This window comes from Candidatus Planktophila versatilis (assembly GCF_002288105.1).
Classification (GTDB): Bacteria; Actinomycetota; Actinomycetes; order Nanopelagicales; family Nanopelagicaceae; genus Planktophila; species Planktophila versatilis.
The window spans coordinates 1-17,914 of the sequence record NZ_CP016774.1 but is presented as its reverse complement, the minus strand read 5'-3'; the positions used below and the strand labels follow the sequence as shown (position 1 = coordinate 17,914).

17 protein-coding genes are annotated in these 17,914 nt (G+C 47.3%); 4 read left to right on the top strand and 13 right to left on the bottom strand.

Annotated features, from left to right (window positions below; translation table 11 throughout):
* Nucleotides 1-135 precede the first annotated feature (135 nt).
* Nucleotides 136-1,140 (top strand): LacI family DNA-binding transcriptional regulator, encoded by a 1,005-nt coding sequence (locus A1sIA79_RS00085; protein ID WP_095674229.1) that lies wholly within the window; start codon nucleotides 136-138, stop codon nucleotides 1,138-1,140.
* A 17-nt stretch (nucleotides 1,141-1,157) separates the two neighbouring features.
* Here the strand turns inward: A1sIA79_RS00085 and A1sIA79_RS00080 are convergent, their stop codons facing one another.
* From A1sIA79_RS00080 to A1sIA79_RS00065, 4 genes are all read right to left on the bottom strand, one after another.
* The gene (locus A1sIA79_RS00080; protein ID WP_095674228.1) at nucleotides 1,158-1,982 is read right to left on the bottom strand and encodes a carbohydrate ABC transporter permease; all 825 of its coding nucleotides are present in this window, start codon (nucleotides 1,980-1,982) and stop codon (nucleotides 1,158-1,160) included.
* The gene (locus tag A1sIA79_RS00075; RefSeq protein ID WP_223298351.1) at nucleotides 1,979-2,848 is read right to left on the bottom strand and encodes a carbohydrate ABC transporter permease; all 870 of its coding nucleotides are present in this window, start codon (nucleotides 2,846-2,848) and stop codon (nucleotides 1,979-1,981) included. Before A1sIA79_RS00075 ends, A1sIA79_RS00080 begins: the two co-directional genes overlap by 4 nt.
* Before the next feature lie 101 nt (nucleotides 2,849-2,949).
* The gene (locus A1sIA79_RS00070; RefSeq protein WP_095674226.1) at nucleotides 2,950-4,287 is read right to left on the bottom strand and encodes an ABC transporter substrate-binding protein; all 1,338 of its coding nucleotides are present in this window, start codon (nucleotides 4,285-4,287) and stop codon (nucleotides 2,950-2,952) included.
* Nucleotides 4,288-4,422: 135 nt separating this feature from the next.
* On the bottom strand, nucleotides 4,423-5,721 hold the full coding sequence (locus tag A1sIA79_RS00065) for a glycoside hydrolase family 32 protein (RefSeq protein WP_095674225.1): 1,299 nt from the start codon (nucleotides 5,719-5,721) through the stop codon (nucleotides 4,423-4,425).
* 24 nt (nucleotides 5,722-5,745) lie between these two features.
* Between A1sIA79_RS00065 and A1sIA79_RS00060 the strand changes: the two genes are divergently transcribed.
* Nucleotides 5,746-6,396 (top strand): DedA family protein, encoded by a 651-nt coding sequence (locus A1sIA79_RS00060; RefSeq protein ID WP_223298350.1) that lies wholly within the window; start codon nucleotides 5,746-5,748, stop codon nucleotides 6,394-6,396.
* On the opposite strand, the gene pyrE is transcribed toward A1sIA79_RS00060, so the two are convergent.
* The gene (gene pyrE / locus A1sIA79_RS00055; protein WP_095674223.1) at nucleotides 6,397-6,930 is read right to left on the bottom strand and encodes an orotate phosphoribosyltransferase; all 534 of its coding nucleotides are present in this window, start codon (nucleotides 6,928-6,930) and stop codon (nucleotides 6,397-6,399) included.
* A 77-nt stretch (nucleotides 6,931-7,007) separates the two neighbouring features.
* On the opposite strand from pyrE, the gene A1sIA79_RS00050 reads away from it, so the two are divergent.
* Nucleotides 7,008-8,273 carry a DUF1800 domain-containing protein gene (locus A1sIA79_RS00050; protein WP_236857922.1) on the top strand — a complete coding sequence of 422 codons (1,266 nt, stop codon included), beginning with the start codon at nucleotides 7,008-7,010 and terminating at the stop codon, nucleotides 8,271-8,273.
* A 9-nt stretch (nucleotides 8,274-8,282) separates the two neighbouring features.
* Nucleotides 8,283-9,518: a DUF1501 domain-containing protein gene (locus A1sIA79_RS00045; protein WP_095674221.1), complete on the top strand. Its 1,236-nt coding sequence runs from the start codon at nucleotides 8,283-8,285 to the stop codon at nucleotides 9,516-9,518.
* Here A1sIA79_RS00045 and A1sIA79_RS00040 read toward each other — a convergent pair.
* From A1sIA79_RS00040 to dnaA, 8 genes are all read right to left on the bottom strand, one after another.
* Entirely contained in the window at nucleotides 9,515-9,907 is a 393-nt protein-coding gene (locus tag A1sIA79_RS00040) for a heat shock protein transcriptional repressor HspR (protein ID WP_095674220.1), read from the bottom strand. The genes A1sIA79_RS00045 and A1sIA79_RS00040 overlap by 4 nt on opposite strands.
* Nucleotides 9,904-10,827, bottom strand: coding sequence for a DnaJ C-terminal domain-containing protein (locus tag A1sIA79_RS00035; protein ID WP_095674219.1), 924 nt, complete (start codon nucleotides 10,825-10,827; stop codon nucleotides 9,904-9,906). Before A1sIA79_RS00035 ends, A1sIA79_RS00040 begins: the two co-directional genes overlap by 4 nt.
* 6 nt (nucleotides 10,828-10,833) lie before the next feature.
* Nucleotides 10,834-11,334 carry a nucleotide exchange factor GrpE gene (gene grpE / locus A1sIA79_RS00030; RefSeq protein ID WP_095674218.1) on the bottom strand — a complete coding sequence of 167 codons (501 nt, stop codon included), beginning with the start codon at nucleotides 11,332-11,334 and terminating at the stop codon, nucleotides 10,834-10,836.
* Nucleotides 11,334-13,169, bottom strand: a complete 1,836-nt coding sequence (gene dnaK / locus A1sIA79_RS00025; protein ID WP_095674217.1) for a molecular chaperone DnaK — start codon at nucleotides 13,167-13,169, stop codon at nucleotides 11,334-11,336. The genes grpE and dnaK overlap by 1 nt, the downstream gene beginning before the upstream one ends.
* Nucleotides 13,170-13,320: 151 nt before the next feature.
* Nucleotides 13,321-13,788: a DciA family protein gene (locus tag A1sIA79_RS00020; RefSeq protein ID WP_095674216.1), complete on the bottom strand. Its 468-nt coding sequence runs from the start codon at nucleotides 13,786-13,788 to the stop codon at nucleotides 13,321-13,323.
* On the bottom strand, nucleotides 13,785-14,870 hold the full coding sequence (gene recF, locus A1sIA79_RS00015; RefSeq protein WP_095674215.1) for a DNA replication/repair protein RecF: 1,086 nt from the start codon (nucleotides 14,868-14,870) through the stop codon (nucleotides 13,785-13,787). The genes A1sIA79_RS00020 and recF overlap by 4 nt, the downstream gene beginning before the upstream one ends.
* Nucleotides 14,871-14,883: 13 nt before the next feature.
* Nucleotides 14,884-16,014: a DNA polymerase III subunit beta gene (gene dnaN / locus A1sIA79_RS00010; RefSeq protein WP_095674214.1), complete on the bottom strand. Its 1,131-nt coding sequence runs from the start codon at nucleotides 16,012-16,014 to the stop codon at nucleotides 14,884-14,886.
* Nucleotides 16,015-16,380: 366 nt separating this feature from the next.
* Nucleotides 16,381-17,784 carry a chromosomal replication initiator protein DnaA gene (gene dnaA / locus A1sIA79_RS00005; RefSeq protein WP_095674213.1) on the bottom strand — a complete coding sequence of 468 codons (1,404 nt, stop codon included), beginning with the start codon at nucleotides 17,782-17,784 and terminating at the stop codon, nucleotides 16,381-16,383.
* Nucleotides 17,785-17,914: the final 130 nt, after the last annotated feature.

Genomic DNA, 17,914 nt, shown 5'->3' with positions numbered 1-17,914 from the left:
GAGAGTCAGGGCGCCCCATTCGAGGGCAAGGCGCGCAGATTGCCCGAGTGTACATATACATATCTATTACGGGGAAAACTCCCGCCTGGATCGAGGTATTGATTTTTGCAGTTTTTTGCATAGCCTTTAACTCTTATGTCGGGCATCGTCGAAATCGCGAAGAAGGCTGGGGTCTCACCGGCCACTGTCTCGCGCGCTCTGCGGGGAATCCATCATGTCAACGAGAAGACCCGTAAGAAGATTGTTGATGCAGCTCGCGATTTAGATTATCCGGTCCGCCCAGATTTATTGCCGCGTGGGCAAAACGAGAAGACAAATACGATCGGTGTGATCGCGCCCTTTATCTCGCGTTGGTATTTCTCACAATCAATTTCTGGAGTTGAACAGGCGCTACGTGAAGCAGGTCTTGATCTGCTGCTCTATAACTTTGCCCAGGTTGATGCGCGTGAACGTGTGATGATGCAGAAGAAGTTGGTCGATAAGGTCGATGGGTTGATTGTGATTTCTCTTCCGCCTAGCGAGAAAGAATTCGAGCGTTTATTGAATCTCGGTATTCCAGTTTCGTTACTGGGAGTAGCCAGCGAGCTCTGCTCATCGGTTTCGATTGATGACGTGCTGGGCGGCAGAATTGCAACGCAGCACCTGGTTGATATGGGCCATCGCGATATTGCGATTATGACTGGGCAGAAAGAACCAGCCTTCGACTTTAGAGTGGCTAACCAACGCTTGCAGGGATTTATGGAGGTCTTGCAGGCGAACGACCTTGAATTCAACCCAAGAAATGAACTGTATTCAGATTTCACTAGTACAACCTCTGAGATTGCGATGGAGGAATTCTTAACCCGTAAGAAGTTACCCACAGCGATCTTCTGTGAATCAGATGAAATGGCCTTTGGTGTGTATCAGGCGCTACGCAAGAAAGGTATGCGCGTACCTGAAGATATTTCAATTGTGGGTTATGACGGACATGATTTCGGTGTCACGCTCGGGCTGACAACAGTTGCGCAGCCCGTGCGCTTCTTAGGCCAGCTTGCAGCATCGCAAGTGATGGCGTTGATTGAAAAACCAGAGTCTGTCGTAAGGCAGATGGTTGTGCCGATTGAACTAGTGCAGCGCCAATCGGTATTGAAGATTAACTAATTACTTGACCGTGCGCTTTACTTGATGGCACCCTGCGAAATACCTGAAATGAACTGCCTTTGCAGGATCAAATAGAAGATCACGATTGGGATTACAGCGAGTGCAAGTCCGGCCATCGCTTGTCCGTATTCAATTGAATACTGCCCAAAGAAGAGATAGGTAGATAACGGCAGCGTCTGTGTCTCTCTTGTGAGCACAAGACGCGGCAATAAGAAGTCATTCCAGATCCAAAGAGCGTTAATAATGGCGACCGTTGCGGTGATAGGTCGCATCATTGGGAAGATGATTTTCCAGAATGCCTCCATATCTGAAGCGCCATCAATAGATGCTGCCTCATCAATCTCGGTAGGGATTGTGGAGATAAAACCGTGATATAAAAATGTAGACAGTGCGACGCCGAAACCAATATAGAAAAAGACAAGGGAGGCGCGATTATTCCAAGAAACAAATGGAGCAAAGAGCGCCATGAATGGAATCATTAAAGCTTGGAAGGGAACAATCATTGAAGCAACAAGCCCCAAGAAGATGTACTTTGATGACTTTGTCTTGGTGCGCGCTAAGTAGTAGGCAAGCATAGAAGAGAAGACAATCAGTAATGAGACGCTAAAGACTGTGATGATGAGTGAGTTGGTAAGTGAGCGGAAAAATTCCATCTTGGTGAGGGCTTGCTGAAAGTTATCCCAAGTAATAGGCGCTGGGAAAGACAATGGGTTTTCTAAAATGTCATACTTCAACTTTACTGAGTTAACAAAGACCAAGAAAAATGGGAAGAAATAGGCGAAGGCGAGAGTAATGCCGACTGCGAATGTGGCTCGCTTACCCCAACGTGTGCGAGTCTTCATCGTTGGACCTCGTATCTCTTTGAGATCGTTACTTGGACAAGAGCTGCCAGGGCAACTACTAAGAACATAATGACCGCTTTAGCTTGGCCAGTACCGAAATCACCTTCAGCGAAAGCGTCTTCAAAGATGTGTAGTGAGATCAGCTCAGTTGTGCGAAATGGTCCACCGCCGGTAAGTGCCACGTTGACGTCGTAGGCCATAAAGCCACTTCGCAGCGTTAAGAAGAGCGCGATGGTAAAGGCTTGTGCCATCAGTGGAATCTTGATGGAAAAGAGCGCGCGCAGTGGAGATGCGCCATCGATTTCAGAGGCTTCAATGAGATCTTTTTCGATTGAGATGAGCCCTGTAATGTAAACAATCATCATGTAACCAGATGATTGCCAGATGGTCACGATGATTAGCGCCCAGAATGCCTTGTTTGTATCTTGTAGCCAGGATTCTTTAAAGGGCTCCCAATCATATTTCTCAGCAATTGCAACGAGCGCACTATTGAAGATAAATTGCCAAATAACACCGAGGATAACGCCACCGATGAGGTTTGGTACAAAGAAGAAGGTGCGGAGGAAGTTTTTACTTCGGAGCTTTGAGGTAACAATGAGTGCCAGCCCAAACGCAACCACATTGACCAAAACAAGTGATACCACAACGAATAGCGCGGTGAATTTTAGGGTTGACCAGAATCTTGGATCTGCAAATGATTCTGTGTAATTAGTAAATCCAACTAATTTGGTGGTTTTGAAACCATCCCAATCTGTAAAGGAGTAATAGAAACCATTTACAAAGGGCACTACGAGAACGATGATGAAGATTGCAAGTGGAAGGCCAGCAAATTTCAAAAATTTCTTTATTGATCTTGCTCGAGTCACTCGAATCCCCCTTCCTAAGTGAAATCATCCCGGGGCAAGTTTCCTCGCCCCGGGATGATTCTATTTACTTCTTTTTAGACGTTAAAGTGGTTGAAGTGCTATTAAGCAGCTTCTCCACGCCAAGTCTTTGGCTTGCCCTTCCATGCAGCTTCAATCGCCTTAGCAAGGTCAGCTGCGCTGATCTTGTCGGTGAAGTACTGCTGCATAGATACCTTTCCAACTTCCTCTTGGAGGCCAGCTGGGTAGTAAGAGTTCATCCAGTCAAGAGTCTTACCTGCCGAAGCAAATTTTGAAATTTCCTTCGCCATGTAAGTCTTTGGCTCGATCTTGAAGCCCTTGTAAACAGGGATGAAGCTCATGCCGCCTTCTTCAACTGGACCAGCTACACGCTTCTGTCCTTCTGGAGATGTGTAGAGCCAGGTTAGGAAGCTGAGTGCACCCTTTTGCTCCCACTTTGTTGACTGCTGTGCATCGATCATGAAGTAGCCAGGAACACCGACAGGAATTGAATCGTTACCGTAATCCTTGGCGTTGTTGCTGATTGGAAGAGGCATGAGACCGAAATCATCGCCCTTTGAGGCTGTGATCAAGTTTGGCTCTGTCCAGTTACCTTGGAACATGAATCCGAAGTCGCCGCCTGCAAGGTTGGCGATTGAAGCGTCATATTCGGTATCTGTGAGATTTACCTTGCCTGCGTTGTACTTCTTAAGAAGATCCATGGTCGCTACCCAGTTCTTGAAGGTAGCGTTATTTGCAAGGTCTGCTTTTCCAGCTACAAGAGCATCCAAGCCTGCAAGACGAGCTTCTTTTGTCTTTCCTACATTGGTGTGGAAGATATTTGTGAAGTGTGCACCAAGTGACCACCAGATAGCTGAGAAGTGAAGTGGCTTCTTACCAGAAGCTTCGATCTTCTTGAATGCAGCTTCGAGGTCTGCGCGCGTTGCAATCTTTGATGGGTCTACGCCAGCCTTATCGAGAACCTTCTTGTTGTAAAGAAGTCCGAATGCTTCAGCTGTTGATGGAACACCAACTTGACGTCCGTTGACGTTACCTGATGCAAGCAGGCTCTTAGAGACAAGACGTGCAAGCGGTGTTAACTTGAGATCCAAAACCTTGTCGGCCATATCTGGAATCTCTTGAAGTGTGTACATGATTGTTGGTGCGTTCTTAGCTGCGTACATTGGTGTCACGTTCTGAAGGAATGTGAGCTTGCGATCGCCAGGAACTGACTTAACTGTGTAGCAATTTTGTGACTTATTGTAATCAGCAACTGCTGCAAGGAACTGATCCTGAATTTCAGGCTTGATTGTTCCGAGCATTGTTACTGTCGCTTTTCTTGGGCATGTGTTTGCAGATGCTGATGGTGTAGCAACCGCAATCAATGACAAAGAAAGCGTTGAAGCTAGAGCGAGTGCTCCGAGTTTCATTGACTTCTTCATATGAAGTGTTTCCTTTCGACGGTTAGCCGGCGTCCTAGGTTGGCCGACTGTGGGAAAACGATAAAGCCAGATGCGAAGGGTTTGAGAGGTTGGGCAATAACGCTCCTACAACGCTTTTTTGCGGATTTTTGCAGTTTACGCGTGGGTGGTTTGCAGTCCTGCGACCTTGAGGTTATTTGCGCCAGCCAGGGGCTGGACTGAGGTTAGGGCGGTCTCAACGAAGACCAAGTTCGTCAGGACGATTGCCCCACCAACTGCAAAGACTTCAACTGAACCGCGATCGACAATTACGCGAATATCAATCTCGCCTTTTTCGATTGCAATCTCTTGCAGTGTCGGTGCATCTAGATCGCACCATGCACGCGATGTATCTATATATAACTTTTGGTTGCGCACTCCGATTTCAACATATCGTTCATTGTTTTCACAGATGCGAATTGCGCCATCTGATGTTGTAAATGAAACTTCAGGAAAACCGTTGGGGTGGTTAATTGGAGTTTGAATAATGCGATCGCCGTGTAGTGAAAGTTCTCGCGGTAGCGTCATGGCCCCTCGCCAAGGTTGGGTAGGAAAGGTGTGGGCATATTCCCAATTGCTCATCCAACCAAGAAATATTCTGCGATCTTGCGGTGTGTTGTTAAATGTAATGCCAGCATAATTATCGCGGCCATAATCAAGCCATCTTGTTTTCACATCATCTGCGATAAATTTTTTTCCATTCCACTGTCCAAGAAAGTATTGCGTTCCAGATCCAACCTGATAACCACCTGGGTTGAGTGAAACGATAAGAACCCATTTATCCCCTAGTTGAAATAGGTCTGGGCACTCCCAACATCCACCGACTTCTGCAGTTGGGCCGAAATCGCTGAGGTGTTTCCACTCTTTGAGGTTATGTGAAGTGAAGAAAGAAATCTGGTGCAGATCTGGTCGTGCAATTGTCATCAGCCATTGGTTTTCTACCCACTGCACTTTAGGGTCGCGAAAATCTGGGGAGTTAATATCAAGAACTGGATTTCCTTCATATTTAGTAAATGTTCTACCGTTATCAAGGCTGAAGGCTAAGCATTGAGATTGCTTGCTTTTGTCATTTTTGTGCTCGGTGTAAATCGCAACCATTGCCGGGTTTTCTACGCTTCCAAAGCCTGTTGAATTCGTGTAATCAATAACTGTACTTCCGGAAAATATCCCGGTCTCTTCTGTGCAGGTAATAGCCACAGGTAGCTCTTGCCATGAAAATAAATCAGGGCTTACTGCATGGCCCCACGACATATTTCCCCATACATTCTCTTTTGGGTTGTGTTGGAAGAAGAGGTGATATTCGCCTTTGTAGTAAATAAGTCCGTTGGGGTCATTCATCCAATTTTTTTCAGGGGCGAAGTGAAATTGCGGACGATATTTTTCATCACCGAGCGCGCCAGAAGGATGCGTAATCACGGCGGTTACCTTACCCTCGGACTCATGGAATTCTTGACAAACCTTTTGGACGCCAATTCTGTGGTTTCCACTTTGGGGTTGATTGGGGTCCTTGGCATTATTTTTATGGAGACCGGGCTTTTAATTGGTTTAGTCTTTCCCGGCGGTGAGGTTGTCTTTCTAGCCGGTATTGCTGCTTCTGGCGCAGGTGCCGATATTTTGGGAGACGCTAAATTATCCACACCGTTGTTGTTTATCCTCGCACCGATAGCTGCAATAACTGGTGGTGAGGTTGGTTATTGGTTTGGCTGGACCTACGGCAGAAAATTCTTCGATCGTCCAGATAGTCGCTTCTTTAACCAAAAGATGGTGCAAACTGTTGAAAAGTGGTTAAGAAAGTATGGCCCTCGGAAAGCTTTGGTTTTCGGACGTTTTATTCCTTTTGGAAGAACTCTTATCAACCCGGTCTGCGGTGTTGTGCAATTAGAGCGAAAAACATTCTCAACCTGGAACGCTATCGGTGGAATTATTTGGACAGAGGTTGCAATTGGGGTTGGTTATCTCTTGGGTGATGTTTTAGGTAACTCGGCAAATTATTATCTTTATGGTGTCGTTGGCCTAATCGTGTTGATTTCGCTAGTGCCGCTGGCTATTGAAATCTTTAGAGAGTGGCAATCTAAGCGGTATATGAAGTAACTACAGGCCTAAATCTTGTAGTGAATAGGCTGCGTAGTACTTGTACCCTGCATCCAAAATCTTCTGCTTGGCTCCACGTTCCACAATGACCGCAACACCCACAACGATTGCGCCCGCTTCAACGAGTGCTTCAACGGCGGTGAGAACTGAGCCGCCTGTTGTTGAAGTATCTTCCACAGCCAATACTTTCTTTCCTTTCACATCTGGTCCTTCAATGCGTCGTTGTAGGCCATGTGCTTTCTCGGCCTTGCGAACTACAAAAGAATCAATGTTTTTACCGTTACGCGCTGCCACATGCATCATCGCTGTTGCAACCGGGTCGGCGCCCAATGTGAGCCCACCTACTGCTTCATAATCTAAATCTTTCGTTAGCTCTAACATCACTTCACCCACAAGTGGGGCTGCCACATGATCGAGTGTGACGCGGCGAAGGTCTACGTAGTAATCAGCTTCGATACCGGAAGACAAGATCACTTTGCCGTGGACAACAGCTTTGTTGAGGATTTGTTCCCGGAGAATACCCTTAGAATTCATGTTTGAACCTTACCGCTTCAGTACTTCATTGTTAACGTGGTCTCGTGAACTTAGACCGATTAGAGACTTCTCGGTTAGTGCACCGGTTTGGTTTTGGGCCACGTGTTGGTGAATTCACTACTTACTTGAAGCAGGGTGTCCCGGCGACACGTGACTCGCTCTTAACAGTTCCCAGTGCGGATTTTGGATTAGCGTCAATCACGCTTCCAACTTTTACGGATCTGGGTAAACGGCCTGAGCCAAATAATACAGAAATAATCCCCTTTATTGTTGGGATGAAAACCCAGACAGAAAACCTTATTTCTTGGTGGATGGATCGGATGGCCCTTGGTGATAACGGGCTCACGGAGCGAATGACTTGGTTTTGGCACGGCCATTGGGCCACTTCGATTTCGAAGATAAACCATCCGCTGCCTATGTATAAGCAGAATGAAACTTTTCGAAAATACGCGCTAGGTAACTTTGCTGAGATGTCGCGGGCAATGCTCACTGACGGTGCCTTGCAATATTGGTTAGATGGTCAAGAGAGCACCTTCAAGTCGCCTAACGAAAACCTTGGCCGTGAATTCATGGAGCTATTTACTCTTGGCGTAAACCGATATTCCGAAGATGATGTTAAAGCTATAGCGCGCTCATTGACTGGATATCAAGTCGCAAACAGTTCCGGCACCGTTACCTTCAACCTTAAGCGGCATGATACAAAGGCAGTAACTTTGTTGGGGACGACAAAGCATTTTACTGGTGAGGAAGTCTCAGATTTTCTAGTAGCAAGAGATGACTGTGCTCGTTTCATTTCGGAAAGGCTTTGGTATCGCTTCATATCAAGCACAGAAGCGATGCCAAATAATTTTGCCGGGATCCAATCATTTGCTAATCGTGAAATTTCCAGCGTGGTAGCAGCCATAGCAAAAGATTCTGCGATGCGAGATCCTAAAAATGCAATGGTTAAATCCCCGGTGGATTGGTTTATCTCCGCCGCGCGAGCTCTGGAACTGACTCCATCTAAGTTAAAAACGCCTGCCCAGTTGAAGAATTATTTGAATAAATTAGGGCAGATTCCGTTTTACCCACCAAGTGTTGGCGGGTGGCCTTCTGGGGAGGCTTGGTTATCTTCAGCATCTGCCCAATATCGGATTGCTTTTGCTACCTGGTTGGTAAAACAGAGCCAATTACGAGGATTGCTGGAGATTCCAGTTGAACGTCGAGTTCTATCCAGTGCCGATTGGTTAGGTGTTGCGCAATGGAGTCCGAGAACTCAAGCAGCTTTACGTAATTCGCTAAGTGACCCGATGGAATTTGCCGTCTTGGCGTTGTGTAGCCCCGAGTATGTAGTGAATGCCTAGGAGGATGACATGGACACAATAACCCGTAGAAAATTCCTGAGGTTAACCGCCGGCACTGTGGCTGTTGGTGCTAGCGCTTCGCTACTGAGTGTTGATGAAATTGCCCAAGCAGCAATAAGTCGACCGCTCGCCGCAGGCACCCCAATTCTTGTAATGGTCACGCTCTACGGTGGAAATGATGGGTTAAACACAGTAATTCCTTATACAGACCCAATCTATTTTTCGTCTCGTCCTGAAATTTCATATAGCCCAGAAACGATGTTGCCATTGGATGCAGAGTTGGCCCTGAATCCTGCAATGAAAAATCTTAAAATTTTGTGGGACCAGAAAAAAGTCGCAATCATTCGTGGAGTTGGTTACCCAAATCCTGATCGCTCTCACTTTTCATCCATGGCAAAGTGGCAGAGCGCCTCACCTACTAATCAGATCAGCACTGGGTGGCTTGGGCGCTGGATTGATGGTCAGGCAGAAGATTCAATGCTTGCAATCTCGCTAGGTTCTGTGTTGCCCCCGTTATTTGCTGGGGCTAAAAGATCTGGTTCGGTATTGCCTCTCGGCGGACTCCTCATTCCTAAGGGTTCAATTGGTCAAAATTGTTTGAAACTAGCTAGTAAGTCAAGGACTGATTCTCCACTCATGGCTGCGGCTGCTACCTCTATGCGCAATCTTTTCTCAGTCTCGTCAACTGTTCAACCTATTTTGAAAGCACCTGCTCCTTCGATTCCTGATTTGCCTACAGTTAATGGCGGGAATGCCGGGGGTGATAGCGATCTCGCACAACAGTTAGATGTGGTCTCTAAATTGATTTCGGCCGGAGCTCCAACAAGAGTGTGGTCAGTTTCGTTAGGCGGGTTCGACACACACGCTAATGAGGCGAACGCACAAGCAGAACTCTTGGGGGTTGTTTCTGATTCAATTTCGCGCTTCTTTACCCAGCTGAAGTCCACCACTCGAGCTAGTGATGTAACAGTGGTGGTTTACAGTGAATTTGGGCGTCGCGTGGTTGGAAACGGATCCCAAGGAACAGACCATGGAACTTCAGGGCCGATGTTTGTCATTGGCGACCGAGTCGCAGGTGGATTTTATGGAGACCAACCTTCCTTAAAAAATCTCATCAAAGGTGATTTGGCGGTGACGACCGACTTCCGAGATGTTTATGCGGCACTACTTGAAGGCGTATTGAAATCACCGGTAGAACCGGTTTTAGGAAAGTGGGCTGGACGAACTAAATTCTTGAACGCTTAATTCTCTTCTTTGTAAATGATGACATCGCTCTTCTTGCGTGTTGCTAGCCCTTTTGGCGGATTCTCCACCAGCAGTGCATCTACTTCAATGCGCAGCTTTGCAACCTCCATCGCCATACTTGCAACAGCAGTCTCTAACTCAATAATTCGCTTAATACCCGCGTGATTAATTCCTTCACCGACAAGACGACCCACCATGCGAAGGGATGCAATATCGCGAAGTGAGTAACGGCGATTGCGACCTACTGTGCGATCTGGTGAGACCAAACCTAAGCGATCGTATTGGCGCAGAGTTTGTGGGTGTAGCCCGGAAAGTTCTGCTGCAACTGAAATTACATAAAGTCCAGCATCATCATCTGGATGATCTTCTTGTGGCAAATCTTTTGTCATAGCTTTGCCTTAGATATAAATTCGGCGCGCACATCTTCGTGTGCAGTTGCTGCGGCAAATGCTTTGATTGCCTCTTGCGCCTTACCTTCTGCCTTTCGAGGCACTTGCACCTCGATAGTGACAAGTAGATCGCCAGTAATTGCGCCCTTCTTAATTCCGCGCCCTTTTACCCGCAAGACCCGACCTGTGGGAGTACCGGCTGCTAATCGCACAGTGACATCATCTCCGGCAAGTGTGGGAACTTTAATATCGGCACCCAGTGCTGCTTCGGCAAAAGTAACAGGGAGTGTGAGAACTAAGTTTTCACCTTTGCGAGAAAAGATTGGGTGAGGCTTAACTTGTAGTTGAATAAAGAGATCTCCAGGGCCTGCTTCTCCTGGTGCGCCTTTTCCTTTAACCCGAATTTTGGCGCCATCATTTACTCCAGCAGGTACGCGGGCCGAAATGTTCTGTGGCCCGTTGCCATCGGTGTTGAGTTTGAGATCAAGAGTTGTGCCAAATACTGACTCTTTAAATGTAATAGCTGACTCTGTTTGTAGGTCAGAGCCTTTGCGTGGGCCGCGCCTGCCGCCACCGCCAAAGAGATTGGCAAAAATATCTTGTGGGTTGCCACCACCAAAGATGTCGTTGAAATCTCCACCTTGGAAGTTTTGTCCACCGGTGGGTGCTCTAAATCCACCGCGTTCAAACATGGAACGCGCTTCGTCATACTCTGCGCGCTTTTTTGAATCAGAGAGAATGTCATAGGCCTCAGAGACAGCCTTGAACTTCTCTTCAAGTGCGGCATCTCCTTGATTTTTATCAGGGTGTAGGTCGCGTGCTAAGGAGCGGTATTTCTTCTTGATTTCATCGGCGCTAGCTTTTTTATCGACGCCAAGGACCTGGTAGAAATCCTTCTCATAGAGATCCTTGGCAGCCATAACTAATTAGTTTTCTGGGTCAGTCACTGCAACGCGTGCCGGGCGCAAGATGCGTTCTTTGAACTTATAACCTGGTTGCAAAATCTTTGATGCAGTAGGAACGCTGACTTCAGGTGATGTGTCGTGTAACAAAGCTTCGTGAATTTGTGGATCGAAAACTTCACCTTCAGTACCGTATTTTTCCAACCCAATGCGGTTGGTAATTGCAGTTAACTGATCTGCCACAGCCTTAAAGCCCCCAGTGAGTTCGTTGTGCTCACTTGCGCGGTCAACGTCATCTAAAATTGCAAGAAGTTCGGTAAGAACAGAACCAATCGCTAGTTCATGGGCCAGGGTGCGATCGCGCTCTACCCGCTTTCGGTAGTTGGCATACTCTGCTTGAAGTCGTTGTAAATCAACTGTGAGGGCTGCAACCGGGTCTGTTTCGAGAACCGGCGCAGCCTCCTCTACAACTTCTGCTACAACAGCAGTTGTTTCTTCAACAACTTCCTCTGTCGTTTCTGACATTAGTTAGCTTCTTCGGCATCAATAACTTCAGCGTCTTCAACATGATCTTCCGACCCTGCTGCTGCTCCATCAGTTTGAGCTCCGGCATTTGCATACATGAGCGCACCGAGTGCTTGTGAGATTGTCGAAACTTTCTCAGTATTTGACTTAATTGATTCGAAGTTGGCACCGCCAAGAGAAGTCTTAAGTTCAGCAAGTGCCTCATCTAGTTCAGTCTTCTTTGTTGCAGCTTCACCTTCGGTGAACTTATCTGCGTTCTCTGTTAAGAACTTCTCAGTCTGATAGACAAGTGAGTCTCCGGTGTTGCGGATCTCTGCCTCTTCACGACGCTGCTTATCTTCATTAGCGTGTGCTTCAGCATCTGCCATCATCTGCGCGATCTCGTCCTTAGAAAGAGCAGAGCCACCTGTGATGGTCATACCTTGCTCTTTGCCGGTTGCAAGATCTTTTGCAGATACATGAACGATTCCGTTGGCATCGATATCAAATGTCACTTCAACTTGCGGAACTCCGCGAGGTGCTGGTGCGATTCCGGTGAGTTCGAACATGCCTAGCTTCTTGTTATAAGCAGCCATTTCACGCTCGCCTTGGTAGGCCTGAATCTGAACAGCAGGCTGATTGTCATCAGCTGTGGTGAAGATTTCACTGCGCTTGGTAGGAATAGTTGTGTTGCGTTCGATGAGTTTTGTCATCACACCACCCTTGGTTTCAATGCCAAGTGAAAGTGGTGTCACATCAAGGAGAAGCACATCTTTTACTTCACCCTTAAGTACTCCAGCTTGAAGGGATGCGCCCACTGCAACTACTTCATCGGGGTTTACGCCTTTATTTGGCTCTTTTCCACCGGTAAGTTCGCGTACCAAGTCAACCACTGCTGGCATACGAGTTGATCCACCAACAAGTACCACTGATTGAATATTTGCAATAGGAATTCCAGCATCCTTAAGGACAGCTTGGAATGGCTTTTTGCAGCGCTCAAGTAGGTCTGCAGTAAGTGTTTGGAACTGTGCGCGGGTAATTGTTTCATCAAGGAAAAGTGGATTCTTCTCAGAATCAACGGTGATGTATGGCAAGTTGATAGTTGCTGATTGGGAAGATGAAAGTTCAATCTTCGCCTTTTCAGCAGCTTCACGAATACGTTGCATCGCCATCTTATCTTTTGTGAGATCGATGCCATTTGCAGAACCGAATGTCTTCACAAGGTGATCAACAAGTGCTTGATCCCAGTCGTCGCCACCAAGGTTGTTATCGCCATTCGTTGCCTTTACTTCAACAACGCCATCTCCGATTTCAAGGAGTGAAACGTCGAAGGTTCCGCCACCAAGGTCGAATACAAGAATGGTTTGTTCTTGATCTGCCTTATCTAAACCATAGGCAAGAGCGGCAGCTGTTGGCTCGTTGATAATGCGAAGCACATTAAGACCAGCAATTTCGCCAGCTTCTTTTGTTGCTTGGCGTTGCGCGTCGTTGAAGTAGGCGGGCACGGTAATAACAGCATCTGTGACAGTTTCACCGAGGTAGGCCTCTGCATCACGCTTTAACTTTTGTAGAACGCGTGCTGAAATTTCTTGTGAGGTGTACTTCTTGCCATCGATATCGATTGACCAGTTAGTACCCATGTGACGCTTAACGGAACGAATTGTGCGTTCAACGTTTGTCACTGATTGACGCTTAGCTACTTCACCAACAAGAACTTCGCCATTTTTTGCAAAGGCAACGATCGATGGTGTTGTGCGAGCGCCTTCTGCGTTGGCAATAACTGTGGGCTCTCCGCCTTCAAGTACTGATACGCAGCTATTTGTAGTTCCGAGGTCGATTCCGACTGCTCTAGCCATGGTCTTGCTCCTTCTTTAATTTCGTTATTTCCACTCGAGCCAGGGTGGGTCGAGGTTTGTAACCTGAGTCGATTCTACGCAAAGAGTTGAGTCGAGTCGACTCAGGTTTCAAGGGATATAACTGGAAGGAGCGGGGGTTTATTCCCTGGGGTTAGCCATAGGTGTCGCGGGGACCGCGGCCATTGGAGATCGTGCGTAGGCCACGCTTCCAACTGGGGGCGGCAGGCCCAATGAAATCTAGGGACTCCACAAGGGCACCTGGCGCACTAGACCTGATGGTCTCAAGTAGAGAGGGCCCGACAAGATTGAGTTGGGTCGCCCAGGCAGTTGACGAGCACTGCACGAGCAGGCGGCCATCTAGAAGTGAAAGTGGTGTTGTGTGCTGGGCAATATCGGCACCTACTACCTGGGCCCAGGTGGCAAAGAGGGTTCCTTCAGCTAACCCAGAATTCCAATCACGTTCTTCGATGAGTTCACTCAACACATTAGAGATCAGTGTGGGATCTCCGGGGGTGTTTGAGCGCTGTTCAACAATTTTCTTCTTTTTAATAAATCCAGTTTTATAACTTCGAAAGAGATCTACTGCAAAATCTCGTTTGCTCTGGGGGTTTTCACTCACTTGGTAACAACCCCCGGCTTCACATAGAACTTCTCCGATAGTAGTTCGACTGGTAGGTCTGATTCAACAGCTGCTGTGATAAATGTTTGCTCGGCCATCTGTGTCACCGATGTGAGTTGTTGACGGCGGGCGGTGTCTAGTTCAGCGAAGATGTCATCAAGGATGAGTACGGGCTCTGCGCCTTCTGATTTAAGTAGGTTGTAGGCACCGATACGAAGTGAGATTGCCATCGACCACGATTCGCCATGGCTGGCATAACCTTTTGCTGGGAAATCACCGAGTTGTAGATGTAGGTCATCACGGTGTGGACCAATGAGTGAAACACCACGATCTTGTTCTTGTCGTGCTACTTCTATCTGTCGTTGCGTCAACATTTCTATGTTGTGGGCAATATCTGCAGACAAGTTATCTGTTGATGATTTATAAGAAATTGAGGCAGGTTTAACTTCATTGAGGTTTTCATAATTTGCCGCCACATATGGGTTCAGGTCATCCACTAGCTTGATGCGTTCTGCCGATAACTGTGCGCCATAGGAAATGAGTTGTTCTGTCCAAGGGATAAGCGAGCTCTCTGGCGCCCTGGTTTTTAGCAGTGTGTTTCGTTGTTTTACCACGCGTTCATAATCAGAGATCACACCAGCCAAACGTGGGGATTGTGTAATGAGTAATTTATCCAGGAAATCACGGCGGTGGGTGGGATCTCCTCGAACTAAATCTAAATCTTCTGGGGAGAAGTAAATAATTTGTAGTGCGCCTAATATCTCGCGTTGTGATTTAACAGGATTGCCGTTAATTCTTGCGCGGTTTGTTTTTGTTGCGTTGATCTCAAGGTCGACTTGCAGTGTGCGATTCTGGCTCTCGATTTCGGCACGGATGATTGCTTGATCTGCACCGAGTGAAATCAGTGGTTGATTGTTAGCAACGCGGTGGGATGAAAGGTAGGCGAGATAGATCAAACTCTCGGCAATATTCGTTTTACCGCTGCCATTATTGCCAATAAAAGTAATAGGACCTGCCGGAAATTCAAGTTCAAGGTGTGGGTATGAACGAAAATTTGTCAGCGCTAGCTTGGTGACGCGCATTGTTGTTTTTACTCTATGAGGCGTAGCGCATTGGCATTAAGAGATAGCGGTAATTATCAATAGATGCACCATTTGGTTCGGTGCGCCCGGTGAGAATCGCTGGTTTATTTGAACCAGTAAATGAGATCTGAACAAAAGGTGTGCCAACTGCTTGTAGGCCATCAGCTAGAAAGACCGGGTTAAAAGCAATAGAAATAGGTTCACCGTTTAACAACACATTAATTGTCTCTGTTGCTTGCGCTTCTTCACCCGCGCCAGCCTCAAGTGATACTCCGCCATCTTTAAACTCAAGGCGTAGTGGAACTGTTTTATCGGTTACTAGCGCAACGCGGCGCACAGAATCAAGGAAAGGGGCTACTTCCACAACAGCCGTGGTTGTCATCTCGGTCGGTAGTAAGTGGCGGTATGGGGGAAATGTTCCATCTAACATTCTTGATGTCATTGTTTTACCATCGCCGGAAAATCCAGCAAGGCGATCATTCGATGTTGCTGGCGCAAAAGAGAGTGAGACGTTTTTTGTTCCAACAAGTGATTTAGCGGCATCAGCTAAAGTGCGAGCACGCATTAGCGCTGTCGTTGAAACACCAGGTGTGGCCGGGCTCCAATTGAATTCGCGCACCGCTAGGCGGTAGCGATCTGTTGCAGCGAGTGTGATGGTGTCTTCATTTATTTCAACATGGACGCCGGTTAACGTTGGTAGTGAATCATCGCGCCCCGCAGCTATTGCTACTTGTGCTACCGCTGTTGCGAAAGTGTCACTTGCCACACTGCCGGTTGTTTCAGGAAGTTCTGGCAGGTTTGGATATTCAGAGAGTGAAAGTGTGGGGAGGGTGAATTTAGCCGCGCCTGATGTAACAAGCACTCGGGTACCATCTAATGAAATAGTGATTGGTTTATTAGGAAGTGATCTACAAATTTCTGCTAGTAGTTTTCCGGGAACAAGTACTGCGCCTTTATTGGCGATGTCGGCTGCGAAGTGTGCTTTGCTTGATGTTTCTAAATCAGAGCCAGAGAGAAAGACTTCATCGCCGGTTGCATCGATTTTAATTCCGAGGAGTTCAGTTTTAATCGGGCGGGTGGAGAGTGAACGAGAAACCCAGTTCACCCCATCAGTTAAAGAATTTTGATCCACTGTAAGTTTCACGCCGTAGCCCTCGCACTCATCAGATTGGTTGTATGTAGTGAACTAACTCTAATTTAGGGATGGTCCGCTTGGAAACGGGATTTATATATATAAAGGTAGTAGTAATAACCGCAGAGTAAAACTGTGGGTAAGAGGTAAAACCCCAGGTCAGAGCCTAGATTTAACCCCGCCGCGGTGTGGAAAACCCCAGTAAAGCTGTGGGTGAATAGGTGAATAAACACTAGATCCATATCAACACCTCCACACCTTCTCTAGTAGTCCCTGCTTTACACACATATTTACCCAACATATCCACAGTTATCCACACTTTATCCACACCTTGGGGGTAAAGAGGGTGAAAACGGACAATTAGCGCCTAACCCCTACCTATTTCGTCTGCTGCTTAATTCTTGTCGTTAACTCATTTACCTGGTTATAGATCGAGCGGCGCTCAGCCATCAACTCCCGGATCTTTCGGTCGGCATGCATCACTGTTGTGTGATCGCGCCCGCCAAAAGTCTGCCCGATTTTAGGCAGTGATAACTCGGTGAGCTCACGGCATAGATACATCGCAATCTGGCGAGCATTAACTAATGCGCGAGAACGAGAAGTGCCACAGAGATCATCGAGGGTAAGGCTGAAGTAGGCCGCGGTCTGAGCCATGATCGTTGGGGCTGTTATCTCAGTTGCAACATTGGTGGGGATTAAATCCTTTAACACAATTTCAGCAAGGCCCATATCAACTGGCTGGCGGTTTAGCGATGCGAAAGCGGTAACACGGATTAAAGCACCTTCAAGTTCGCGGATATTGGTAGAGATTTTACTTGCGATAAATTCAAGAACATCATCAGGCGCATTTAACTTATCTTGGGCTGCCTTTTTGCGCAGAATCGCAATACGGGTTTCAAGTTCAGGCGGTTGAATATCTGTAATCAAACCCCACTCAAATCGTGAACGCAGGCGATCTTCCAAAGTTGTTAACTGCTTAGGTGGGCGATCTGATGAAATGACAATCTGCTTATTAGCGTTATATAAAGTGTTAAAGGTATGGAAGAACTCTTCCTGAGTACGCTCTTTATTTTCTAAGAACTGAATATCATCAACCAGCAGAATATCTAAATCGCGGTAGCGGCGCTGGAAAGCAGTAGCTTTATCATCACGGATAGAGTTGATAAAGTCGTTGGTGAACTCTTCAGAAGATACGTATCGAACACGCACATTGCCATAGAGCTCCTTGGCATAGGCACCAATAGCGTGTAGCAAGTGAGTCTTTCCAAGGCCAGATTCCCCATAGATAAAGAGCGGGTTATAAGCCTTTGCTGGTGCCTCAGCCACGGCCACCGCTGCGGCATGGGCAAAGCGGTTGGAAGAGCCGATAACAAATGTTTCAAAGATATAGCGCGCATTTAATTGGGATAGCTCATCTGATTTAGGAGCATCAGAGATATCGCGGCCCATACCCGAACGAGAGGGGACCACCTCAACAGCAACAGCAGGAGCAGGCAGATCGGCCAACTCGATCGTTTCATCGACCATCACCGCAATATTTGCTTTTTCGCCAAGTTCGGCGGTGAGCACTTCATTGATCACACTGCGAAGACGGGATTCAAGTACATCTTTTGCAAAGGCGTTCGGGGCGGCAACCAGCAGACTGGTCGCCCCACCCTCTTTCTGTAGAAGGCCTAAAGGTTTGGTCATCGCCAAGAATGCTCGGTGTTGAGGTTCACCCACCGAAACATGCTCGACCACGCGGGCCCATAATTGGGAGAGTTCGAGATCTACAACTGCCATCTACCCACCCCCAGGCTTATCCACAATGTTATCCACAGGCTGTGGTCTAAAGGTGAGGTTTAGCCTCAAATTAGACCGATTTCGACGGAAACCTGTGGAGAACCCGCAAAGTAGACCTCATTGGCGGAAA

Bases quoted from the DNA above. Each gene is read 5' to 3' on its own strand.
- A1sIA79_RS00070 (WP_095674226.1), bottom strand. From the start codon at position 4,287: ATGAAGAAGTCAATGAAACTCGGAGCACTCGCTCTAGCTTCAACGCTT.
- A1sIA79_RS00045 (WP_095674221.1), top strand. From the start codon at position 8,283: ATGGACACAATAACCCGTAGAAAATTCCTGAGGTTAACCGCCGGCACT.
- dnaK (WP_095674217.1), bottom strand. From the start codon at position 13,169: ATGGCTAGAGCAGTCGGAATCGACCTCGGAACTACAAATAGCTGCGTA.
- A1sIA79_RS00085 (WP_095674229.1), top strand. From the start codon at position 136: ATGTCGGGCATCGTCGAAATCGCGAAGAAGGCTGGGGTCTCACCGGCC.
- A1sIA79_RS00040 (WP_095674220.1), bottom strand. From the start codon at position 9,907: ATGACAAAAGATTTGCCACAAGAAGATCATCCAGATGATGATGCTGGA.
- recF (WP_095674215.1), bottom strand. From the start codon at position 14,870: ATGCGCGTCACCAAGCTAGCGCTGACAAATTTTCGTTCATACCCACAC.
- dnaA (WP_095674213.1), bottom strand. From the start codon at position 17,784: ATGGCAGTTGTAGATCTCGAACTCTCCCAATTATGGGCCCGCGTGGTC.
- grpE (WP_095674218.1), bottom strand. From the start codon at position 11,334: ATGTCAGAAACGACAGAGGAAGTTGTTGAAGAAACAACTGCTGTTGTA.
- A1sIA79_RS00080 (WP_095674228.1), bottom strand. From the start codon at position 1,982: ATGAAGACTCGCACACGTTGGGGTAAGCGAGCCACATTCGCAGTCGGC.
- A1sIA79_RS00035 (WP_095674219.1), bottom strand. From the start codon at position 10,827: ATGGCTGCCAAGGATCTCTATGAGAAGGATTTCTACCAGGTCCTTGGC.
- A1sIA79_RS00060 (WP_223298350.1), top strand. From the start codon at position 5,746: ATGGAATTCTTGACAAACCTTTTGGACGCCAATTCTGTGGTTTCCACT.
- pyrE (WP_095674223.1), bottom strand. From the start codon at position 6,930: ATGAATTCTAAGGGTATTCTCCGGGAACAAATCCTCAACAAAGCTGTT.